Source organism: Streptomyces sp. NPDC004111 (genome assembly GCF_042874215.1).
In the GTDB taxonomy this organism is placed as follows: Bacteria; Actinomycetota; Actinomycetes; order Streptomycetales; family Streptomycetaceae; genus Streptomyces.
In genome coordinates this window covers 41,390-62,789 of record NZ_JBIAMU010000025.1, presented here as the reverse complement: position 1 = coordinate 62,789, position 21,400 = coordinate 41,390, and the positions used below count along the sequence as shown (strand labels likewise).

23 protein-coding genes are annotated in these 21,400 nt (G+C 73.6%); 14 read left to right on the top strand and 9 right to left on the bottom strand.

The genetic code is table 11. The annotated features are described in order from the left end of the window. Positions 1-14 precede the first annotated feature (14 nt). Entirely contained in the window at positions 15-1,412 is a 1,398-nt protein-coding gene (locus ACFYVL_RS37410) for a hypothetical protein (protein ID WP_389253156.1), read from the top strand. A 31-nt stretch (positions 1,413-1,443) separates the two neighbouring features. Here the strand turns inward: ACFYVL_RS37410 and ACFYVL_RS37405 are convergent, their stop codons facing one another. Both ACFYVL_RS37405 and ACFYVL_RS37400 read right to left on the bottom strand, forming a co-directional pair. Next, on the bottom strand, positions 1,444-1,863 hold the full coding sequence (locus ACFYVL_RS37405; RefSeq protein ID WP_389253154.1) for a VOC family protein: 420 nt from the start codon (positions 1,861-1,863) through the stop codon (positions 1,444-1,446). 175 nt (positions 1,864-2,038) lie between these two features. Further along, positions 2,039-2,929, bottom strand: coding sequence for a neutral zinc metallopeptidase (locus ACFYVL_RS37400; RefSeq protein ID WP_389253152.1), 891 nt, complete (start codon positions 2,927-2,929; stop codon positions 2,039-2,041). Positions 2,930-3,373: 444 nt separating this feature from the next. Between ACFYVL_RS37400 and ACFYVL_RS37395 the strand changes: the two genes are divergently transcribed. The 4 genes from ACFYVL_RS37395 to ACFYVL_RS37380 all read left to right on the top strand — a co-directional run bounded on the left by ACFYVL_RS37395 (position 3,374) and on the right by ACFYVL_RS37380 (position 7,516). After that, positions 3,374-4,153 carry a hypothetical protein gene (locus ACFYVL_RS37395; RefSeq protein ID WP_389253150.1) on the top strand — a complete coding sequence of 260 codons (780 nt, stop codon included), beginning with the start codon at positions 3,374-3,376 and terminating at the stop codon, positions 4,151-4,153. A 143-nt stretch (positions 4,154-4,296) separates the two neighbouring features. Beyond that, positions 4,297-5,895: an ABC-F family ATP-binding cassette domain-containing protein gene (locus ACFYVL_RS37390; RefSeq protein WP_389253148.1), complete on the top strand. Its 1,599-nt coding sequence runs from the start codon at positions 4,297-4,299 to the stop codon at positions 5,893-5,895. A gap of 413 nt (positions 5,896-6,308) precedes the next feature. Continuing rightward, positions 6,309-6,527, top strand: coding sequence for a helix-turn-helix domain-containing protein (locus ACFYVL_RS37385; RefSeq protein WP_019060653.1), 219 nt, complete (start codon positions 6,309-6,311; stop codon positions 6,525-6,527). 197 nt (positions 6,528-6,724) lie between these two features. After that, positions 6,725-7,516, top strand: coding sequence for an enoyl-CoA hydratase/isomerase family protein (locus ACFYVL_RS37380; protein ID WP_389253146.1), 792 nt, complete (start codon positions 6,725-6,727; stop codon positions 7,514-7,516). Positions 7,517-7,629: 113 nt separating this feature from the next. Here the strand turns inward: ACFYVL_RS37380 and ACFYVL_RS37375 are convergent, their stop codons facing one another. Continuing rightward, positions 7,630-8,391, bottom strand: coding sequence for a nucleopolyhedrovirus P10 family protein (locus tag ACFYVL_RS37375; protein WP_389253144.1), 762 nt, complete (start codon positions 8,389-8,391; stop codon positions 7,630-7,632). 100 nt (positions 8,392-8,491) lie between these two features. Between ACFYVL_RS37375 and ACFYVL_RS37370 the strand changes: the two genes are divergently transcribed. From ACFYVL_RS37370 to amaP, 5 genes are all read left to right on the top strand, one after another. Continuing rightward, positions 8,492-9,001 carry an Asp23/Gls24 family envelope stress response protein gene (locus tag ACFYVL_RS37370; RefSeq protein WP_389253142.1) on the top strand — a complete coding sequence of 170 codons (510 nt, stop codon included), beginning with the start codon at positions 8,492-8,494 and terminating at the stop codon, positions 8,999-9,001. A 194-nt stretch (positions 9,002-9,195) separates the two neighbouring features. Continuing rightward, a complete protein-coding gene (locus ACFYVL_RS37365; RefSeq protein ID WP_389253140.1) occupies positions 9,196-9,411 on the top strand; it encodes a hypothetical protein in 216 nt (71 codons plus the stop codon). 5 nt (positions 9,412-9,416) lie between these two features. Further along, entirely contained in the window at positions 9,417-9,791 is a 375-nt protein-coding gene (locus ACFYVL_RS37360) for a hypothetical protein (RefSeq protein WP_389253138.1), read from the top strand. Then, positions 9,788-10,402, top strand: coding sequence for a DUF6286 domain-containing protein (locus tag ACFYVL_RS37355; RefSeq protein WP_389253136.1), 615 nt, complete (start codon positions 9,788-9,790; stop codon positions 10,400-10,402). The genes ACFYVL_RS37360 and ACFYVL_RS37355 overlap by 4 nt, the downstream gene beginning before the upstream one ends. A 7-nt stretch (positions 10,403-10,409) precedes the next feature. Then, positions 10,410-10,988: an alkaline shock response membrane anchor protein AmaP gene (gene amaP, locus ACFYVL_RS37350; RefSeq protein WP_389253133.1), complete on the top strand. Its 579-nt coding sequence runs from the start codon at positions 10,410-10,412 to the stop codon at positions 10,986-10,988. A 185-nt stretch (positions 10,989-11,173) separates the two neighbouring features. Here the strand turns inward: amaP and ACFYVL_RS37345 are convergent, their stop codons facing one another. From ACFYVL_RS37345 to ACFYVL_RS37320, 6 genes are all read right to left on the bottom strand, one after another. After that, positions 11,174-11,929 carry an SDR family oxidoreductase gene (locus ACFYVL_RS37345; protein WP_389253131.1) on the bottom strand — a complete coding sequence of 252 codons (756 nt, stop codon included), beginning with the start codon at positions 11,927-11,929 and terminating at the stop codon, positions 11,174-11,176. A gap of 4 nt (positions 11,930-11,933) precedes the next feature. Continuing rightward, positions 11,934-13,790 carry a glycoside hydrolase family 15 protein gene (locus ACFYVL_RS37340; protein WP_389253129.1) on the bottom strand — a complete coding sequence of 619 codons (1,857 nt, stop codon included), beginning with the start codon at positions 13,788-13,790 and terminating at the stop codon, positions 11,934-11,936. Positions 13,791-13,912: 122 nt separating this feature from the next. After that, positions 13,913-14,761, bottom strand: a complete 849-nt coding sequence (locus ACFYVL_RS37335; RefSeq protein ID WP_389253127.1) for an SURF1 family protein — start codon at positions 14,759-14,761, stop codon at positions 13,913-13,915. Positions 14,762-14,839: 78 nt separating this feature from the next. Next, the gene (locus ACFYVL_RS37330) at positions 14,840-15,073 is read right to left on the bottom strand and encodes a hypothetical protein (RefSeq protein ID WP_389253125.1); all 234 of its coding nucleotides are present in this window, start codon (positions 15,071-15,073) and stop codon (positions 14,840-14,842) included. A 94-nt stretch (positions 15,074-15,167) separates the two neighbouring features. Then, a complete protein-coding gene (locus tag ACFYVL_RS37325; RefSeq protein ID WP_389253123.1) occupies positions 15,168-16,187 on the bottom strand; it encodes a DEDDh family exonuclease in 1,020 nt (339 codons plus the stop codon). A gap of 110 nt (positions 16,188-16,297) precedes the next feature. Then, positions 16,298-16,984 carry a TetR/AcrR family transcriptional regulator gene (locus ACFYVL_RS37320; protein WP_389253121.1) on the bottom strand — a complete coding sequence of 229 codons (687 nt, stop codon included), beginning with the start codon at positions 16,982-16,984 and terminating at the stop codon, positions 16,298-16,300. A 128-nt stretch (positions 16,985-17,112) separates the two neighbouring features. Here ACFYVL_RS37320 and ACFYVL_RS37315 point away from each other — a divergent pair, with 128 nt between their 5' ends. From ACFYVL_RS37315 to ACFYVL_RS37300, 4 genes are read left to right on the top strand one after another with little or no spacing between them, the layout of a single operon-like run. Further along, positions 17,113-17,913 (top strand): acetoacetate decarboxylase family protein, encoded by an 801-nt coding sequence (locus tag ACFYVL_RS37315; RefSeq protein ID WP_389253119.1) that lies wholly within the window; start codon positions 17,113-17,115, stop codon positions 17,911-17,913. Next, positions 17,913-18,797, top strand: a complete 885-nt coding sequence (locus ACFYVL_RS37310; protein ID WP_389253117.1) for an SDR family NAD(P)-dependent oxidoreductase — start codon at positions 17,913-17,915, stop codon at positions 18,795-18,797. Before ACFYVL_RS37315 ends, ACFYVL_RS37310 begins: the two co-directional genes overlap by 1 nt. A 12-nt stretch (positions 18,798-18,809) precedes the next feature. Then, on the top strand, positions 18,810-20,093 hold the full coding sequence (locus tag ACFYVL_RS37305; RefSeq protein WP_389253115.1) for an amidohydrolase family protein: 1,284 nt from the start codon (positions 18,810-18,812) through the stop codon (positions 20,091-20,093). After that, positions 20,093-21,316, top strand: coding sequence for an amidohydrolase family protein (locus ACFYVL_RS37300; protein WP_389253113.1), 1,224 nt, complete (start codon positions 20,093-20,095; stop codon positions 21,314-21,316). The genes ACFYVL_RS37305 and ACFYVL_RS37300 overlap by 1 nt, the downstream gene beginning before the upstream one ends. Positions 21,317-21,400: the final 84 nt, after the last annotated feature.

The following is a 21,400-nucleotide window of genomic DNA, read 5'->3' as shown; positions in this document are numbered from 1 at the left end:
AGACACTGCTCCACGTGACGTCCCGTACACCGCGCGACTCCAGGCTCCGACTTGTCCGCCCGCGACCCCTCGCCACCGCCCGCCGGGCCGTGACGAACCGGCGAACCCGCCCGGCACCCCGACCCCCCGAGGGCACCCCCGCCCAGGCGGAGCTGGCCCGTCACGCCAGGGCCGTCCTCGCCGACGCCGCCCGGGTGGCCCGCTGGGCCGACACCGAGCGCGCCCGCGGTGCCGCCCCCCGCCCCGGCCCGGCCGGGACCCTGTCCGACGCCTCCGCCGAACGCGCCGCCGAGGCCCTGCGCCTGACCGAGGCGCAGGTCCGCGCGGGCTGGGACCGCGCCCGCCTCGCCGGACTCGTCGAGATCCACGGCGCCAACGCCCGCCCCGGCTGGCGGCTGCGCGCCTGGGACCGGGACGACGCCGCCGTGCTGCGCGGCTGGGTCGCCCTCTTCGACGCCTGGTCGATCGTCCACCCCGCGCCCGAGGGCATCACCCCGGTCACCGTCGCGGAGGTCGTGGAGTCCGTCCCCCAGGTGCTCTCCCTCCTCCAGCTCTCGGCCGGCCCCGTCCTCGTTCCGGCCCTGCTCGACCTGCTCGAACAGCGCGTCGCCGAACTGCACGAGGAGCGCTGCGAGGTGCCGCCGCACCTGCACGGCATCCCCGCGCAGTCCGCCCCGCACACCGCTCCGGTCCCGCTCTCCTCCCTCCTGGACTGGGCCCTCGCGGGCCTCGCCGCCGTCGGCGCCCTCACCCTCGGCGACGGCCAGGCGACCCTGACCCCGCTGGGCAGCTGGGCGGTCTGGGTCAAGCTGGAGCAGATCTGCGTCGCCGCGCAGAGCCCCGCCGGGAACATCGAGCAGTCCGCCGACGCCATGCTCAGCGGCTGCGCCCGGCTCACCCCCGGCCCGGCCCGCGCCGAATACCGCGCCTGGCTGGCCGCCCGCACCACCGGCACCGCCGTCCTCGAACTCCTCGAAGTCGCCCGCGGCGAGGACGCCCTGCTGCGCGGACTCGCCTTCGAGGCGCTGCGGGTCGTCGGCGCCCCCGCCGAGGCCGAGGTCCGGGCCGCCGCGGACGAGGTGGCCCTGCGCCCCTACGCCCTGCTCTGGCTCGCCGAGCACGAGGGCGTCGACCCCGAGGACGCCCACGACCGGCTCACCCGCGAGGAGTCCACCTGGCTCTGGGTCGACACCGCCGCGGCCGTCGCCGACCACGGCGAGAGCGAACTCCTGGTCCGCCACCTCGAATCGGCCGTCCAGGGCACCGTCCCCGCCCTGCTCGACGCGGTCCGCGCCGTCGGCCACCCGCGCACCGTGCAGGTCCTGGTCGCGCTCGCCGCCGCCCACCCCGACCCGGCCCTCGCCAAGGCCGTGCGCCGCGCCGCGTTCCAGGTGCACACCGGCGGGGTCTGAGCGGCTGCCTGCACCCCCTCGGCGCCGCAGCTCAGGCGGCCCCGGGGGAGTGCGCGCCCGGCTGGTAGGTGCCGAAGCTCCAGAGGTTCCCCTCCGCGTCCCTGACCAGGTAGTCGCGCGAGCCGTAGTCCTGGTCGGTGGGCGGCATCAGCACCTCCAGGCCGAACGCCTCGGCCCGCTTGAAGTGCGCGTCGGTGTCCGGCACGACCACGTACACACCGGCAGGACCGGCGTGGTCCATCAGCTGGGCGAACAGGCCCGGACGGCCCTTCGAGCCGAGCATCACCACACCGTTGCCGTACGCCAGCTCCGCGTGCACCACCACCGACGGATCGTTCTCGTCCTCGTACACCGCGATCTCGCGGAAGCCGAACGCCTCCTTCAGCATCCGGATCGCCGCCTTCGCGTCGGCGTACAGAAGGGTCGGACTGAGCTGCGCCAACTCGGACATGAGGTCCCCCTCGATCAGCTGCCACACCGGGCGATGTGACCTGTGTCTCAGTCTGGCACCCGGCACTGACAATCCGCCTCCGCTGCACCGCCCGCCCGGCTCACCGGGGGTGCGGACGCCCCGGCTGACAGCCCGGCCCGCCGCTCACCGCGGGCACCGGCGCCCGGCCCGCCGCTCACCGGAAGGTGTTGCACTGCCCCATGTCACCCGTCCTGAAGCCGGTGTAGAACCACTGCTGCCGCTGCGCCGCCGACCCGTGCGTCCAGGACTCCGGCGTCACCCGGCCCTGGAACTTCTCCTGGATCCGGTCGTCGCCGACGGCCGCCGCCGCGTCCAGCCCGTCCCGGATGTCCTCGTCGGTCAGCTGCGTGATCAGCGGCCTCCCGGTCTTCTCGTCCGGCGTACGGGTCGCGTGCCTGGCCCACACCCCGGCGTAGCAGTCCGCCTGGAGCTCCACCCGCACCGCGTTGCTGTTCGCGCCCTGCCTGCCGTCCTGCGAACGGGCCAGCGTCCCCATCGCGTTCTGGATGTGGTGCCCGTACTCGTGCGCCACCACGTACGCCTGCGCGAACGGCCCGCCGCTGGAGCCGAACTTGGTCCGCAGCTCGTTGAAGAACCCCAGGTCCAGATAGACCTGCCGGTCACCGGGACAGTAGAAGGGGCCGACGGCGGAGGAGGCCGTGCCGCACGCCGTGCCGACCCGGTCGGTGAAGAACACCGTTTTCGCGTCGGTGTACGTCGAGCCGCGCCGGGCGAACTCCTGCCGCCAGAAGTCCTGCACGCTGTTGACCACACCGAGGATCCGGCAGTCCTCCTTGGTGTTCGCGTCCCGTCCGGTCCGGCAGTTCTGCTGCACCTGGGCCTGCGAGGACGCCGACGTGGCCGGCTCCTCGTCGCCGGAGGAGAGCCCCAGCTGCTCGGGGCCCACGCCGAAGAGCACCCCCAGGATCAGCGCGACGAAGCCGACGATGCCTCCGCCGATGGTGGCCCTGCCGCCTGGAATGCGGCTGCCCCGGACATCCCGGACCTCCGAGGAGTCCAGATTGGCGTCGTCGTCGAACTGCACGGGGCCACACCACCCTCTGCTCGCGCTGCCACAACCGGCCGGGCGACGCCTCCGCCGCCACAACAGGTCCGGCGACGGCGATCCGCCGCCCTGCGCCGAGTATCTGCCAATTCATCCCGTTACGCCCTTTGCCTGTGCCGTGACCACGGCCGCGCCCGTCGTGACCGGGGCCGCGCCCGCCACGACCACTGCCGCCGGCCGCGCGGCACCCGCGCCCGCCACGACCACGGCCGCCGGCCGCGCCGCACCCGCGCCTGCACGACCACGACCGCCGGTCGCGCCGCACCCGCGCATGCCACAACCACGACCACGACCACGGCCGCCGGCCGACCGGCACCCGCATCCGGCCCCCGCCCGCCGAACGGGGGACCGCCCGAGCCCGGTCCGGCCGCGTCGCCCGGCGGCCCGGCCCCCGCGCGGTGCGCCGCGGATACGTTCCGCTCCATGTCCCAGCGCCCCCTTGGCCCCGTCCCGCGCGCCTCCGCCCGGCCGCGCCCGCGCCTTCCCCGCCCCGCCCGCCTCCTGCTCCCCGTCCTCGCGGCGGCCCTCGCCGTCCCCCTCCTCACCGCCGCCCACCAGGCCCGCCCCACCCCCTACGGCGACCGCCTCACCACCCATGCGCCGGGCGCCGACCCCGACCCCGCGCTGAGGATCCGCGCCCTGGCCGTGGAGGCGCACGACCCCGCCGCCGGACGCGTCCGCTGGACGTACACCCGCACGGGGCACCGGCCGCTCGCCGTTCGTGCCGCCCCCGGCCACGCCTTCGCCCTCTGGGACGACGGGCTGGTCACCGACACCGTCCGCGCCGACGGGAGCGCGGTCCGCTGGCACCGCGCCATCCCCGCCTTCGACGGCCGCCCGGACGGCGTCCTCCAGCCGCTCGACGCCGCCGCCCGCATGCTCGCCGTGGTCACCCCGCACCACGTCGCCGGCTACCGGACCGCCGACGGCGACCTCCGCTGGGTACTGCCCGCCGCTCCCGGCTGCTCCTTCGCCGCCCACCGCCACGTCCGCCGCACCACCGGCCCCTCGTACACCCTGCTGCTCGCCCAGCCCTGCGGCGGGTCCACCGTCTGGAGCGAGGAACTGGTCGCCGTCGACGCCCTCGGCCGCATCACCCCGGACCGCAACCCGCTGGGCAACGGGCCCGCGGCCGGTGCCGAGGGCCCCGCACGGGCGTCGCGCGGAGCCGGGCCCCGAAAAGCGATTGCACAGGCCCGTTAGACTGAGCCGTATGGCTCTTCTCCTTGCGCATTAGCGGCGTCGAAGCAGCAGTCCGCCCGCCCGCAACGCGCCGTCGCCTTCCCCGGTGAGCCGCGCGCGGCCCCCACACACTTCCGCCGTCAGAACCGCACAGGAGTACTTCCGTGATCACCGCCTCCGGCATCGAGCTGCGCGCCGGCGCCCGCATCCTCATCGAGAACGCGTCCTTCCGTATCGCCAAGGGCGACCGCATCGGCCTCGTCGGCCGCAACGGCGCGGGCAAGACCACCCTCACCAAGTGCCTCGCGGGCGAGGGCACCCCGGCCGGCGGCACCATCACTCGCTCCGGCGAGGTCGGCTACCTCCCGCAGGACCCCCGCACCGGCGACCTCGACGTCCTGGCCAAGGACCGCATCCTCTCCGCCCGCGAGCTGGACTCCGTACTGCGCAAGATGCGCGAGAACGAGCAGAAGATGTCCACCGGGCAGGGCGCCACCCGCGAGAAGGCGATGAGGAAGTACGAGCGCCTGGAGACGGAGTTCCTCACCAAGGGCGGGTACGCCGCCGAGGCCGAGGCCGCCACCATCGCCGCCGCCCTCGGCCTGCCCGACCGGGTGCTCGGCCAGCCGCTGCACACCCTCTCCGGCGGTCAGCGCCGCCGCGTCGAGCTGGCCCGCATCCTCTTCTCGGACGCCGACACCCTGCTCCTCGACGAGCCCACCAACCACCTCGACGCGGACTCCATCGTCTGGCTGCGCGAGTACCTGAAGACCTACCGCGGCGGCTTCATCGTCATCTCCCACGACGTGGAACTGGTCGAGACGGTCGTCAACAAGGTCTTCTACCTGGACGCCAACCGCGCCGCCATCGACGTCTACAACATGGGCTGGAAGCTCTACCAGCAGCAGCGCGAGGCCGACGAGAAGCGCCGCAAGCGCGAGCGCCAGAACGCCGAGAAGAAGGCCGCGGCCCTCAACTCGCAGGCCGACAAGATGCGCGCCAAGGCCACCAAGACCGTCGCCGCGCAGAACATGGCCAAGCGCGCCGAGCGCCTGCTCTCCGGCCTGGAGGCCGTCCGCGTCTCCGACAAGGTCGCCAAGCTGCGCTTCCCCGAGCCCGCGCCCTGCGGCAAGACCCCGCTGATGGCGGAAGGCCTGTCCAAGTCGTACGGCTCGCTGGAGATCTTCACCGACGTCGACCTGGCCGTCGACAAGGGATCGCGCGTCGTCATCCTCGGCCTCAACGGCGCGGGCAAGACGACCCTGCTGAGGCTGCTCGCGGGCGCCGAGAAGCCCGACACCGGGCAGGTCATCGAGGGCCACGGCCTCAAGATGGGCTACTACGCCCAGGAGCACGAGACGCTCGACCCGGACCGCACCGTCCTGGAGAACATGCGCTCCTCCGCCCCCGACCTGGACCTGGTCGAGGTGCGCAAGACGCTCGGCTCCTTCCTCTTCTCCGGCGACGACGTCGACAAGCCGGCCGGGGTCCTCTCCGGCGGCGAGAAGACCCGTCTGGCGCTGGCCACCCTGGTCGTCTCCTCCGCCAACGTCCTGCTCCTCGACGAGCCCACCAACAACCTCGACCCGGCGAGCCGCGAGGAGATCCTCGGCGCGCTGCGCACCTACAAGGGCGCGGTCATCCTCGTCACCCACGACGAGGGCGCCGTCCACGCGCTGGAGCCGGAGCGGATCATCCTGCTCCCCGACGGCGTCGAGGACCTGTGGGGCCCGGACTACGCGGACCTCGTGGCGCTCGCGTGACGCGGGTGGCACTGGCATAACCCGGTGGCAAAGGCCCTGGCCATGGCCCCGTCGGCGGCCCCGCCCGGCGTGCCGTCTGATCCACTTCGGCTGGATCATTCGGCCTACGCGTGATCCTTCATCTGAGTGAGTGCCTCTCGTACCCCGGCGCGTCACAGGACAACCGCGGGCCCGCCCCCACCCGGGGCGGGCCTTTCCTGTGCCACTGATCGTTTTACGGCGCTGACCTGGACATTCCCGGGAGTGCCCGGATTCCGGTATGGCGAACGACACGCGGAATTCGAAATTCCGGGCCGGGTTCGCACTTCCTCCACGGCGAACCTTGTTGTACGGACATTGCCGAATGGGTGGCCAGGAAGCCCGGTAGGGGTGATCATGAGAAGACCAGAGCGCACTTCCTTGAGGAGGCACGGGTGGCCGAGACTCTGAAGAAGGGCAGCCGGGTAACCGGCGCCGCGCGCGACAAGCTCGCGGCAGACCTGAAGAAGAAGTACGACTCCGGTGCGAGCATCCGGGCGTTGGCCGAAGAAACCGGCCGCTCCTACGGATTCGTCCACCGGATGCTGAGTGAATCCGGAGTCACGCTGCGGGGACGCGGCGGGGCGACGCGTGGCAAGAAGGCCTCGGCCTGACCGTCGCGTTTGCTGCTTTACCCGTATGACGGGATTTACCTGTACCGGGTGACGCGTACGGCACCACATGTACGCGCTTACGCGGGAAGGTGCGTGGTCGCAGTGTGTGGGGCCGGTCGCTCGCGCGGCCGGCCGGGTGGTTACTGTGCAGTCACTTAGCTGGTGACGGCACAGTCAACCGATCCCGGAGGCACCCCATGGCTTCGCTCGACCCCGTACTCGACAAAGACGGCGTGCAACTCACCGTCGAGGACGCCGTAGCCACGGTGACCCTGGCCAACCCGGCCAAGCGCAACGCCCAATCTCCCGCTCTGTGGCGGGCGTTGACGGAGGCCGGGAGGGTATTGCCCGGGAATGTCCGGGTGGTCGTGCTGCGCGGAGAGGGCAAATCCTTCTCCGCCGGTCTCGACCGGCAGGCGTTCACTCCTGAGGGCTTCGACGGTGAGCCGTCCTTCCTCGACCTCGCGCGTGGTTCCGACGCGGACCTCGACGCGGAGATCGCCGCCTACCAGGAGGCTTTCACCTGGTGGCGCCGCCCCGACCTCATCAGCATCGCCGCTGTCCAGGGCCATGCGATCGGGGCCGGTTTCCAGCTCGCCCTCGCCTGCGACCTGCGGGTCGTCGCCGAGGACGTGCAGTTCGCCATGCGCGAGACCAGCCTCGGTCTGGTGCCCGACCTCACCGGCACCCACCCCCTGGTGGGTCTCGTCGGCTACGCCCGTGCGCTGGAGATCTGCGCCACCGGCCGCTTCGTCCACGCGGCGGAGGCCGAGCGCACCGGCCTGGCCAACCTCGTCGTGCCCGGCGACGAACTCGACGGCGCCGTCAGCGACTTGGCCGCCGCCCTCCTCGCCGCACCGCGCGACGCGGTCGTCGAGACGAAGGCCCTCCTCCAGGGGGCCGCCGGCCGTACGTACGAGGAGCAGCGCACCGCCGAGCGGGCCGCCCAGGCACGCCGCCTGCGCGACCTCGCGGGCCTCTCCGACTGATCCACGGAAAACGGGCCGGACCGGTCCACCCGGGGCCACCGGACCCGGCGGCCCCGGACCGGGACTGCTCCGCCCGCCCGGACCGCGGGGCCGCCCCGGTGCCTTCTCCGGCCTCACTCCGTCACATCGGTGACCAGCACGGACACCGACGGACGTCCCGGCACCGCGTCCGCCACCGCGGCACGGACCGCCAGCGCCACGTCCAGCGCCCGGTGCCCGCCGGTCACCGCCAGTTCGACCCGGACGTGCGGCCCGGCGGGCGCCGCCGCGTCGTGGTGCACCGGGCGGCCGCCGAGCACCGGGGACAGCCGGGCCACCCCCGGGACGGCCGCGGCGGCCCGAGCGGCCAGGGCCTCGGGTCCTTCGCCCCCGGCGGGGTCCTCGGGGCCGGCCGGGGCCCCGGGCGGTGCCTGCGCCGGGCCGGATCGCCCGGTCGGCCCAGTGGCGGGCGGCCCTTCCCCGGATGCGTCCAGCAGCCCCGTCACCCGCAGATCCACCTCGGTAACCACCAGGCCCAGCCGCTCGGCCGCGGCCGTGTGCAGCACGGCCCGCAGCCGCCGCGCCGTGGCCGGCAGGGGCTCCTCGGGCGCCGCCTCGCACTCCGCCCGTACGGCCAGCGGGCCCGGCGGCAGTGAGCCGGGCGGGGGAGGGACGACGGGGCTGCCCCGCTCCGCCCCCGGCTCGGCGGGGCCCACCCTGAGCGGGCCCAGGACCACGCCGTCCACCGTCGCGCAGGCACGGCGCAGCACCTCCACGGCCGCGCTCTCCGCGAGCCAGCAGCCGTCCGCCGCACCGCCCAGTGGCAGCAGCCTCCCCAGGCCCAGCCGCTGCCGTACCGCCCGTGCCAGTCCACTGTCCGGTGCTGTGGGTGCCATGTCACCAGCCTGCCGCATCCCCGGCGCGATATCGGGCAATCGGACCTAATGTGGCAACGGAGTCCAGTACCGCGTACCCCTAGGAAAGGGATGAACGGCGATGGCTGACACCGAACGACAGAGCGCCACCCGGCCCGGCGGCCTGGCGAAGGAGGTACCCGGCGGCGGCCGGTCCGCGGCGGCCTCCGGGGCGAGCACTCCGCAGCGCGGTGGCGGCGATCCGGCGACTCGGGGCCGCACCACCATCGCCGACGGCGTGGTCGAGAAGATCGCCGGGCTCGCCGCCCGCGAGGTGCTCGGCGTCCACGCGATGGGCGGCGGCCTCTCCCGTACCTTCGGCGCGGTCCGCGACCGGGTGCCCGGCGGTGGGGCCAAGGCCGTCACCCGGGGCGTGAAGGCCGAGGTCGGCGAGGTGCAGACGGCGCTCGACCTGGACATCGTCGTCGAATACGGCGTCTCGATCGCCGACGTGGCGCGCGCGGTCCGGGAGAACGTGATCTCCGCCGTGGAGCGGATGACCGGCCTGCAGGTCGTCGAGGTCAACATCGCGGTCGGCGACGTGAAACTGCCCGACGAGGAGGAGGACGAGCCGGAGCCGAGGCTCCAGTGACGTCCCGCCGCACCGGATCCCGGCGTACGGCGCCCCACGGCTGCCGCGCGGGGACACCGCGGCCTCGTCCACCGCGCGTACCGGCGCTCCTTCCCTGAGCGCCCCGGCCGCGCGTACTCCGTCCACGGGCACCTCGTCCATGGGCATCACGACCACTACGAGCACTTCGCACACACAGGAGTGAGGGCGGTTCGATGAGTCTGTCCCTGGTCGGCCTCGCGGTCGGCATCGCGCTCGGTTTCGCCGGTTACTTCGGCGGATTCGGCGCCTTCGTGATCGTCGCCGCACTGGGCCTGATCGGCTTCCTGGTCGGCCGGTACCTGGAGGGCGACCTCGACCCCGGCGACCTCTTCCGGTCGCGCGACCGCGACCGCGACGACCGGCCCCGGACCAGGCCCCGGCCGCGGTGACCCCGGTGGCGGCCGACGGGGCGGCGGCACCCGGGCCCACGGCCGCCCACGGCGCCGTGCCGCCCGGTGAACGCGGTGCGCTGCGGATCGCGGACCGGGTCGTCGCGAAGATCGCCGGACGGGCGGCCCGCGAGGTGCTCGACGCACCGCCCGAGGAGGGCGGCGCGCCGCACGCCGAGGTGGCCGTGCGCGATGGCGTGGCGCGGGTGCGGCTCGGTGTCGAACTCGGCTACCCGGCGGACATCGCCGGGCAGTGTGCCCGAGTGCGTCGCCAAGTCGTCTCCCGGGTAAGCGAGTTGGCGGGCATGGAGGTGCCCGAGGTGACGGTGACGGTCGAGCGGCTGCACCGGGTGGCCCCGGAGAGCGGGAGGACGCGGTGAGCGAGCACGTGCCCACGCTGGGGACGGAGAAGAAGCCCGGGTCCGAACGGCGGCCGGGCGGCCGGCGGTTCTGGTCCGCGCGCCGCGTTCCTGCCCTGCTCGCCGCGGCGGTGCTGCTCGGCGGCTGCGGGCTGCTGCTCTACGACGTGGTGTCGGTACGGTCCGGGCAGCCCGGTATGCGCTGGCGCCGCGAACTCGCCCACTCGCTGTCCCAGCGGCCGTTGGACCAGATGTGGGTGCAGGTCGGCGCGGGACTGGCGGTCGCCCTCGGACTGTGGCTGGTGGTGCTCGCGGTGACGCCGGGGCTGCGGTCGCTGCTGCCGATGCGGGCGGACAGCGCCGACGCGGAGGTACGGGCCGGGCTCCAGCGGGGCGCGGCGGCACTGCTGCTGCGGGACCGCGCGATGGCGGTGCCCGGGGTGCAGGGCGCCCGGGTACGGGTGGGGCGCGGCCGGGTGACGGTACGGGCGGTCTCGCACTTCCGGGAGATCGCCGACGTGCGCGAGGACCTGGGCGAGGCCATGCGGGCCGGGATCGCGGAGCTGGGTCTCGCCCGTGAACCCGGGCTCGCGGTGCGGGTGGAGCGGGGCACGGCGGGCGGAAAGCGGTGAGGCGGCCATGCTGAAAACGGTGAACAGGGTGCTGCTGGGTCTGCTGGGGCTGGTGCTTCTGGCTGGCGGCGGGGCGGCGCTGGTGGCGGGCCTCGGGGTGGACGTGCCGTCCTGGTGGCCCTTCTCGGGACGCCAGGACGTGCTGCTGAGCGCGGCGGACCGGACCCGGTGGCGGGACGAGGGCTGGTGGTGGCCGACCGTGATCGCCGTCCTGGCGGTGGCCGTCCTGCTGGCGGCGTGGTGGCTGCTGGCGCAGCTGGGCCGGGCGCGGCTCGCGGTGGTACGGGTGCAGGGCGGGGACACCGGTCCGGTGCTGCTGCGCGGCCGGGCGCTGGAACGGGTGCTCGGCGAGGACGCCGGGGCGATGCCCGGTGTGGCACGGGCCCACGTCGCCCTGACGGGCCGTCGGGACACGCCGCAGGTACGGATGGGGCTCACACTGGGCGATTCGGCGGCACCGGCGGAGGTGGTGGCGGAGCTGGCCAGGGTCGGGGTGGTGCGGGCGCGGGGATCGGTGGGGCTGGAGCGGTTGCCTACGGAGGTTCGGGTGCGGGCGGGGCGGCGGAATCCGCATCGGACCGCGTGAATTTTTCGGCGGGGGCGGGGGGTGCGGGGCCGGTGCCGGTGGCGGGCGGGACCGGGAAAGGGGTGCGGCTCCGGCGGGGGCCGCCCCCTTGCCCGCCCGTTCCGCCCCCGGGGAGCGGCCCCGCCGCCCAAGGGGGCTCGGGCGGCCCCGCCGCCCAAGGGGGCGGGGCGGGCGGGGGTGGGGGATTAGAAGCCGTGGCGGGCGCCGCCGTCTACGGGGAGCATCGTTCCTGTGAGGTAGGAGGCCGCCGGGGACAGCAGGAACGCTGCCGTCCGGCCGAACTCCTCCGGCGTTCCGTACCGGCGCAGCGGAATCTGCGACTCGTTGTGGGCGCGGGCCGCCGCCGGGTCGGGGGCCAGGCCGTCCAGCGAGCGGACGCGGTCCGTGTCGATGCGGGCCGGCAGCAGTCCGACCACCCGGATGCCCCGCGGCCCCAGCTCGTCGGAGAGCGACTTGGCGAATCCGGCCAGTCCGGGCCGCAGGCCGTTGGAGATGGTCAGGCCGGGGATCGGCTCGTGGACGGAGCCCGAGAGCACGAAGCCGATGACACCGCCTTCGCCGAGCGCGTCCGCGGCCGTACGGGCCAGCCGTACCGCGCCCAGGAACACCGCCTCGAAGGCGTCCCGCCACTGGGCGTCCGTGTTGTCCGCGGCGGACCCCGCCGCAGGTCCGCCCACGCTGATGAGGATGCCGTCGAAGCCGCCGAACCTCGACCGGGCCTCGGCGATCAGCCGCTCCGCCGTCTCCGGGTCCGCGTTGTCAGCGGCGAACGGCTCGGCGTTCGGGCCGAGTTCGGCAGCCGCGTCCGCGAGTGCCTGCTTGTCGCGCGCCGTCATGACCACCTTCGCGCCGTCCGCCGTCAGCTCGCGCGCGGAGGCGAGACCGAGACCCCGGCTCGCTCCGGTGACGACGTACACACGGTCCTTCAGTCCAAGATCCATGGCGCTATCCTGCACCCTCGGCGTCGTCGGCCGCCTGCCGGGCCTCCTCGCGGGCCAGCGCGAGCGCCGTCCCCACCAGACCGATGTGGCTGAACGCCTGCGGGAAGTTGCCCAGCTGCCGGCCGGCCACCGGGTCGTACTCCTCGGCGAGCAGCCCGACGTCGTTGCGCAGCGAGAGCAGCCGCTCGAAGAGCGCGCGGGCCTCCTTCACCCGGCCGATCAGCAGCAGCGCGTCCGCCAGCCAGAACGAGCACACCAGGAACGCGCCCTCGCCGCCCGGCAGCCCGTCCACCCGGTGGCCGCGCGACCCCTCGTCCGAGCTGTAGCGGCTGATGAAGCCGCCCTCGCGGCCGAGTTCGGCGCGTACCGCCTCCACCGTGCCCACCACCCGGGGGTCGTCCGGCGGCAGGAAGCCGACCTGGGGGATGAGGAGGGTCGCGGCGTCGAGTTCGGTGGAGCCGTAGGACTGGGTGAAGGTGTTGCGTTCCGGGTCGTAGCCCTTCTCGCACACCTCGCGGTGCACCTCGTCGCGCATCGCCCGCCAGCGCGCCGCGTCGCCCGGCAGCGAGGGGTCCTCCTCCAGGGTGCGCACCGCACGGTCGGCGGCCACCCAGGCCATCACCTTGGAGTGCACGAAGTGGCGGCGCGGGCCGCGCACCTCCCACAGCCCGTCGTCGGGCTCGCGCCACATCGACTCCAGGAAGCCGAGCAGACTGAGCTGGAGGTTCCAGGCGTGCGGCTTGGCGGCGAGACCGGACTTGCGGGCCACGTAGAGGGAGTCGACGACCTCGCCGTAGACGTCGAGCTGGAGCTGGTCGGCGGCGACGTTGCCGATGCGGACCGGGGCCGAGCCCTCGTACCCGCTCAGCCAGGGCAGTTCCAGCTCCGGCAGCCGCCGCTCGCCGGCCAGCCCGTACATGATCTTCAGGTCGGCGGGGTCGCCGGCCACCGCGCGCAGCAGCCAGTCCCGCCAGTCCGCGGCCTCGTCGAGGTACCCGGCGGACAGCAGCGACCCCAGGGTGAGGGTGGAGTCGCGCAGCCAGCAGTAGCGGTAGTCCCAGTTGCGGACGCCGCCGATCTCCTCGGGCAGGGAAGTGGTGGGGGCGGCGACGATACCGCCGGTGGGGGCGTACGTGAGGGCCTTGAGGGTGATCAGCGAGCGGCGCACCGCGTCCTGGTAGGGGCCGGTGTACGCGCAGGTGCCGGACCACTTCTCCCAGTCCTCCAGGCTGTGTTCCAAAGCCTCGTACGGGTCGATGAGGTCCGGGCGGGGCTCGTGGGACGGGTGCCAGGTGAGGACGAACGCGACCCGTTCGCCCTCGCGGACGGTGAAGGAGGAGCGGGTGCTGTACTGCTGCCCCCACGTCTTGACCTTGACCTCGTCGGGCTGCGGCACGGTGCGCAGCCAGATCGCGTCGGGGCCGGCGACCGCCACCCGGTGGCCGTGGGTGCGCCGCATCCACGGGACGATGTTGCCGTAGTCGAACCGCAGCCGGAGCGTGGAGCGCATGGTGACCTCGCCGGACAGCCCCTCGACGATGCGCACCACGTCGGGTGCGGTGTCGCGCTGCGGCATGAAGTCGGTGACCTTGACCGTGCCGCCCCGGCCGGTGCCCGGACGGGTCTCCCACACCGAGTCCAGGACCAGTGAGTCGCCCCGGTAGGAGCGGGAGGTGCAGGCGCCCTCGCCCTCGGGAGCGAGGCGCCAGTGGCCGTTCTCCTCGTCGCCGAGCAGCGCCGCGAAACAGGCGGCGGAGTCGAAGCGGGGCAGGCAGAGCCAGTCGAGGGAGCCGTCGCGGCCGACCAGGGCCGCGGTCTGGAGGTCCCCGATGAGCGCGTAGTCCTCGATGCGTTGGGTCACGCTCAGGCGTCTTCCCGGTGCCGGACGGGATTAACCAGTACGTCCGAGGGGTGGGCGGCAGCGGGGGACGGGCGGGCCGGTGCGGCGGTGGGCGGGGGCCCGGGACGTGCCGGGCGGAGGCGTTACGCCGAAGTGGTGGCGGGCTTCTCCGCCGGGTCGGCCGGGTCCGCCGGGTCGGCCGGTTCCGTCGGGCCGGCCGCACCGGTGGCGTCCCCGGCAGCCGCGGCGGCGTCCCGGTCGCGCTTCTCCCGGCGCACCAGAACCACCAGTCCCACGGGGACCGCCGCCGCGAACAGCCACCACTGGATCGCGTAGGCCATGTGCGGGCCGATCGACTCCGAGTCCGGCTCGGCGATCGGTTCGGGGCTGTTGTCCGCCGGGGCCGGGTCGGTCAGTTCGAGGTAGCCGCCGAGCACCGGGTGGCCGAGCAGCGCGGACTGCTGTGCGCTGTTGATCAGCATGACGTGCCGGGGCGGCAGCCCCTTGAGGTCCTTGATGCCGCTGCCGGCGGCCGTCTCGTCGGCCTTGAGGCGTCCGGTGACGGTGACCTCGCCCTTGGGCGGGGCCGGAATGTGCGGGAACGCCTGCTGGTCGGGGCCGAACGGCACCCATCCCCGGTTGACCAGGACGGTGCCGCCGCCCTTGAGGTTCATCGGGGTCAGGACGTGGAAGCCGACCTGGTCGTCGGTGGAGGTGCGGCGCCGTACGACGACCTCGTGCGCGGTGTCGAAGGTGCCCGTCGCGGTCGCGGTCCGCCAGTAGTCGGCGCGCGGCACGGTGTGGCCCGGCGAGGTCAGCTCGCCCACGGGCTTCGGCTTCGCCGCGACGTTGCCCGCGATCAGCTGGTTCTGCGCGACCTTGTGCTCGTGGCGGTGGAGCTGCCAGAAGCCGAGCTCGACCATCGTGGGGACGAGGACGAGAACCAGGAGGGTGAGGATCACCCACTGCCGGGACAACAGGAAGCGGTACACGCTTTGACGGTACCTGGCGTGGAAAGGCCCCCGGTGGGCGGGTTGCCCCCGGGGGCCGTGGGAGGGACGGGCGGGGGCTCAGACCTTGTCGACGATGCCCACCTTCCCCTCCGCGCGGGAGCAGTGCGCACCGCAGTACCACTGGCCCTCGACCTCGACGCCCTGGCCGATGATGCGGCACCGGCAGTGCTCGCAGATCGGGGCCATCCGGTGGATGGCGCAGGAGAAGCAGTCGAAGACGTGGATCGCGCCCTGCGCGTGCACCTCGAAGGACATGCCGTAGTCGTTTCCGCAAACCTCGCAACGTGCCATGCGCCACAGGGTGCAGTGCGGGCCCCGGGAAGGCGCGCGGGGCACGCCCGGCCGGCACCCGCGCGTCACCCGTCCGACGGTGCGGAACCGGCCGTCACCCGTCCGACGGTGCGGGCGCCACGTCGCGCAGCAGGTGTGTGTACGCGGCCTCGTCGACGACCGGGGTGCCGAAGGACTTGGCCTTCACCGTCTTGGAGGTCGCCGAGTCGGGGTCGTTGGTGACGAGGAGGCTGGTGAGCCGCGACACACTCGTCGCGACGTGCAGCCCCGCCTCGACCGTACGGTCCTCCAGCAGGTCCCGGTCGACGGAGGTGTCGCCGGAGAACGCCACCCGCATCCCCTGCATCAGCGGCTTGTCCGCCTGGTAGCGGCCGGGGTTGGGGTAGGGGCAGGCGGGCCGCTTGCGGGACGGCCGCCAGCTCGCCGGGGTGCCGCCGAACCCGCCGCCCGCCGAGCCGCTCCCGCCGTACGAGGCCTGGTAGCCGATCCGGGGCCTGGCGGGCGCGTCCGACCACTCGGTGAGCGGCCGGCACTCCAGCAGCGGCAGCCGCACCCCGCCCTGCGCCGCCGCGTGCAGGCTCGGGCGGAACGCCTCGGCGAGCACCCGCGCGTCGTCGAGCGCGTGGTGGGCGTTCTGCTGCACGACGCCGAAGTGCGCGGCCAGTGAGGCCAGCTTGTGGTTGGGCAGCGGCAGCGCCAGCTCCTTGGCGAGCGCGATGGTGCACAGCCGCTGCCGCACCGGGGCGGTGTGCCCGGCCCTCGCGTACTCCCGGGCCAGCATCGACCAGTCGAACATCGCGTTGTGCGCGACGAGCACCCGGCCGTCCAGCCGTGCGGACAGCTCGCCCACGATCTCCGGGAACAGCGGCGCGCCCTCAAGGACTTCACTGGTCAGCCCGTGGATCCAGGTGGGTCCGGGGTCCCGCTCGGGGTTGACCAGGGTGTACCAGTGGTCGATGACGTCGCCGTGGGTGTCCAGGCGGTAGACGGCGGCGGAGATTATCCGGTCGTCGCGGGAGAGACCGGTGGTCTCCACGTCGACGACCGCGTACCCGTCCGGGTAGGCGGTCGGCCAGGTTGCTGCCGCGGTGGTCTGGTCATCGAGCATGGTCACAGAGAATACGGGCCGGGACTGACAGTCCCCTATTCGGCCGGGGCGGCCACCCGAAAGGGGCCCGCCGGGGCCGCCCCGTACGCGCCGCCCCGTTTGTTCCTTCTCGTCCCTTATTGTTCCGCCCGGTCTGCGGGGCTCCCGCCCCCGCTTCCCGCCCCCTCCAGCAGTGCCCCCGCCAACGCCCGTACGGACAGCACGAACAGCCGCTCCGGGTCGGCAGGCCGGGCCAGGGCGCGGGCCAGGGCCGGATCGTGCTCGGTGTGGTCCGAGGACCACAGGGTCTCCGCGCGGCCTGCCGACCACAGGTCGCTCTCGGCGGGGGACTGCACGGGGGAGCGTTCCCGGTTCCGCTCCACCAGGACGTGCCCCACCACCTGGAACTGCACCGCGCGCACCGCCTGCGCGGCCCGCGCCCCGCGCAGCCCGGCCGCGTGCACCTCGTGCACCAGGGCCCGCTGGGCGGGCAGGAACATCCGCTCGGTGAGCCCGCGTTCGTGCACCATCGCGATCAGGTGCGGCCGGGCGCGCAGCTCCCGGCGCAGGGCGCGGGCCACCGAGACGACCCTCTCGACGGGGGTGCGGCCGCGCGGGGTGAGTGCGCCCATCTCCCGCACGGTCCGCTCGACGAGCGCGTCCAGCAGCGACTCGCGGTTGCCGACGTGCCAGTAGATCGAGGTCACCGCGGTGCCCAGCTCGGCGGCCAGCTTGCGCATGGTGAGGTGCTGCGGGCCGTGCTGCACCACGAGCCGTGCCGCGGTGTCCAGCACGTCCTCGCGCGTCAGTGCGGATCTGGCCATCGCTTCCCCCAACTCTCCCTCGTGCACGGGCCTTTACCCTTCACGCTCGCTGTTGTAACAGTGTTACAGCAGACCCGACCTGTCCGGGGCGGCAGCCCCGGACGACCCGAGGACAAGGGTGGTACGGCATGGCACGCGTACGGTACGGACCGCGCACCGAGGCCGAGATCACGAAGGCCCGCGCCAAGAGCTCCAAGCTCCCCGACATCTGGTCCACCGGTGTGGTCGCCGTGTGGGAGAGCGACCCCGACGTGGTGGCGGCCGTCCTGCCGCCGCCCCTCAAACCCACCGGACGCCCCCTGGTGCGGGCCAACATCAGCAAGGTCGACCTCCCCGGCTACCCGCTCGGCGCCGGCTCGGTGGCGGTCGCCGCCGAGTACGGGGGCCGCGAGGGCTGGTACCCGCTGGTGATGCCGATGACCCACGAGCGCGCCCTGATCGGCGGCCGGGAGGTGTTCGGCGAGCCCAAGAAGCTCGGCGAGGTCACCGTCGAGCGGGACGGCCTGGTCGTCAGCGCCTCCCTCGCCCGGCACGGCATCGCCTTCGTCGAGGTGCGCGGCGCGGTGAGCGAGCGGCTGGCGGTTCCCCCGGAGCCGGTGGAGAAACTGGACTTCTACTTCAAGTTCCTGCCCGCCGTCGACGGGCGGGGCTTCGACGCCGACCCGGTCCTGGTGCAGTGCACCCGCCACGAGAAGGTCCGCAGCCTGGAGCGGGTCTCCGGCGACGTGGTGCTCCGCGAGTCGATGTACGACCCCGTCGCCGACCTCCCGGTACGGCGGCTGGTGGAGATCACCATCGGTGAGAAGACCAGCGACCAGAGCGGGAAGGTGGTCGAACGGGTCGACGCGCAGGCCCTGTTGCCGTACATCCACCAGCGCTACGACGACCCGCAGCAGATCCTCGACGGCCCGCCGGAAGGGAGCGTCTGATGGAGCTGCGCAGGGATCAGGTCGCCGTCGTCACCGGGGCGGCGAGCGGCATCGGGCTGGCGATGGTGCGCCGGTTCGCCGCCGAGGGGCTGCGGGTGGTGCTCGCCGACGTGGAGGAGGACGCGCTGGAGAAGGCCGCCGCGGACCTGCGCGCGGACGGCGCCCGGGTGCTGGCCAGGGTCGTCGACGTCAGTGAGCGCGACTCCGTCGTCGCGCTGGCGGACGCGGTGTACGACGCCTTCGGCGCGGTGCACGTCCTGTGCAACAACGCGGGCGTCGGCTCCGGCGCCGAGGGCCGCATGTGGGAGCACGACCCCAACGACTGGAAGTGGGCCTTCGCGGTCAACGTGTGGGGCGTCTTCCACGGCGTCCAGGCGTTCGTCCCCCGGATGCTGGAAAGCGGCGAGGCGGGCCACGTCGTCAACACCTCCTCCGGGGACGGCGGCATCGCACCGCTGCCCACCGCGTCCGTGTACGCCGTCACCAAGTCGGCGGTGGTGACCCTCACGGAGTCGCTGTACGCCCACCTCAGGGCGGAGCGCGCCGAAGTGGGCGCCTCGGTGCTGTTCCCCGGACCGCACATGCTGCGCACCGGACTGTGGGAGTCGCACCGCAACCGCCCCGAGCGGTACGCCAAACAGCGCCCGCGCAGGACGCCGTACCGCAGCCTCGACCAGTGGGAGGCGGCGATGAAGGAGGCGGGGCACGAGATCGAGTTCACCCCCGTCGAGGACGTCGCCGCCACCGTCGTGGACGGGATCCGGGCCGACCGCTTCTGGATGCTCCCCGCCGGCGAGCACAGCGACCGGCAGATCCGGGCGAGGTCGCAGTCGATGCTCGACCGCGCCAACCCCGCGTACCTGGAAAAGTTCATCCTCGATTAGGAGGTGGGCACCGTGAGTGCCGATCGCGACCCGTACCTGATCATCTCCTCCGACTGCCACGCCGGACTCCCCACCGAGCAGTACCGGCCCTATCTGGACAGCGCCTTCCACCGCGAGTTCGACGAGTTCCTCGGGCAGCGCGACGCCCGCCGCGAGGCGATGACCCGGCTCGGCATCCGCAACGAGGCATTCGCCGACAAGTGGTTCAAGGACAACGAGGAAGGGCTGCGCGGCGGCTGGGACACCGCGCAGCGGCTCAAGGAACTGGACGGCGACGGGGTGGCCGCCGAGGTGGTCTTCCCCGACGCGGACGCCGTCGACAGCCAGACCGCCGCGCCCTTCGGCGTCGGGCTCGGGCTCTCCGGCGACCAGGACCCGGAGCTGGGCATGGCGGGCGCGCAGGCGCACAACAGGTGGCTGGCCGAGTTCGTCGGCGAGCACCCCGAACGGCACTGCGGGGTCGCCCTGCTGCCGATCACCGGCGACGTCGACAAGGTGGTCGCGGAGGTGCACCGGGCCAGGGAGTCCGGGCTCGGCGCGCTGATGATCCCCTCGATGTGGGTGGACCGGGCGCCGTACCACGACCGCAGGTACGACCCGGTGTGGGCGGCGGCGGCCGAGACCGGGATGCCGGTGGTCACCCACTCCGGGGCCGCGCCCCGCCACGAGTACGGCGACCACCTGGGCATCTACGTCAGCGAGGTCACCTGGTGGCCGTCCCGGCCGCTGTGGTTCCTGCTCTGGTCGGGGGTCTTCGAGCGGCACCCCGGGCTCCGGTTCGGGATCGCCGAGTCGGGCTGCTGGTGGCTGCCCAACCAGCTGTGGTTCATGGACCGGCTCTACCTGGGCGCGCACGGCGGGAAGAAGCTGTCGCCGTTCGCCGAGCTGAAGCGCCCGCCGAGCGAGTACCTCGACCGCCAGGTGTTCGTCTGCGCCACCAACACCAAGCGCCGCGAACTCGCCCAGCGCTACGAGATCGGCGTCGACAACATCCTGTGGGGCAGCGACTTCCCGCACCCCGAGGGCACCTGGCCCAGGACCCGCGAGTGGCTGCGCAACACCTTCCACGACATCCCGGTGGCGGAGACCCGCCGCATGCTGGGCCTCGCGGCGGCCGACGTCTTCGGCTTCGACACCGCGAAGCTGGCCCCGCTGGCCCGCCGGATCGGCCCGACCCCCGGGGAACTGGGCCAGCCCGAGGACCAGACGGCCGTCGAGCTGAGCTGGTCCAGGTCCCGCGAAGTGGGCCGCCACTGGATCACCGAGCACGACTTCCCGCAGATCGGGGTCCTGTGATGGACCGCTACACCGTCATCTCCGCCGACTGCCACGCCGGCGCCGACCTCCTCGACTACAGGCCGTACCTGGAGAAGAAGCACCACGCCGACTTCGACGCCTGGGCGGCCACCTACGTCAACCCCTACGAGGACCTCCTCGCCGACACCGCCGACCGCAACTGGAACTCCGCCCGCCGCCTCGCCGAGCTGGAGGCCGACGGCATCGTCGCCGAGGTCGTCTTCCCCAACACCATCCCGCCCTTCTTCCCCGCCGCGGCTCTCCTGGCCCCCGCGCCCACCCGCGCCGAGTACGAACAGCGCTGGGCGGGACTGCGCGCCCACAACCGGTGGCTGGAGGACTTCTGCGCGGACGCCCCGGGCCGCCGGGCGGGCGTCGCACAGATCCTGCTGAACGACGTGGAGGAGGCGGTACGGGAGATCAGGCGCACCAAGGAGGCCGGCCTCACCGGCGGCGTCCTGCTGCCGGGCGCCCCGCCGGGCTCCGGCGTCCCCGAGCTCTACTCCGCCGTCTACGACCCGATCTGGGCGGTCTGCGAAGAACTCGACGTGCCGGTCAACCACCACGGCGGCTCCGCGTCCCCGCCGCTCGGCGACGAACCGGCGGCCCGCGCCGTGTTCATGGTGGAGACGACCTGGTTCTCCCACCGGGCGCTCTGGCACCTGATCTTCGGCGGCGCCTTCAAACGGCACCCGGGGCTGAAACTGGTCCTCACCGAGCAGGGCTCCGGCTGGATCCCCGGCATCGTCGAGATGCTGGACTACTACCACGCGCGGCTCGTCTCGGCCGCGACGAGGGCGGCCACCGCCGAGTCCAAGTTCGGGGCCGGGCTCGCCGGCTCGATGGGGGCCAGCCCCAGCGAGGTCTGGCGCGACAACTGCTTCGTCGGCGCCAGCTTCATGCGCCCGCACGAGGTGCCGCTGCGCGACCGGATCGGCCTCGACAAGATCATGTGGGGCAGCGACTACCCGCACGACGAGGGCACCGCCCCCTACTCCCGCGAGGGCCTGCGCATCGCGTACGCCGGACTGCCCCGGGAGGAGGTCGCCGCCATGGTCGGCGGCAACGCCGCCCGGGTCTACGGCTTCGACCTGGCGGCCCTGGACGCGCTCGCCGCCAAGGTCGGCCCCACCGTGGCGGAGATCGCCCGGCCGCTGGAGAAGGTGCCCGCCGACGCCACCAGCCCCGCCTTCGCCCCCGGCGGATCGGTGCGCGTCTGGTGACCCGGTGACGCGCCTTCGCACCGCCCGGCACGCACCCCGCGGTGTCGGTACCTCCCCGGCGGGCCCGCACCTGGCATCGTCCCC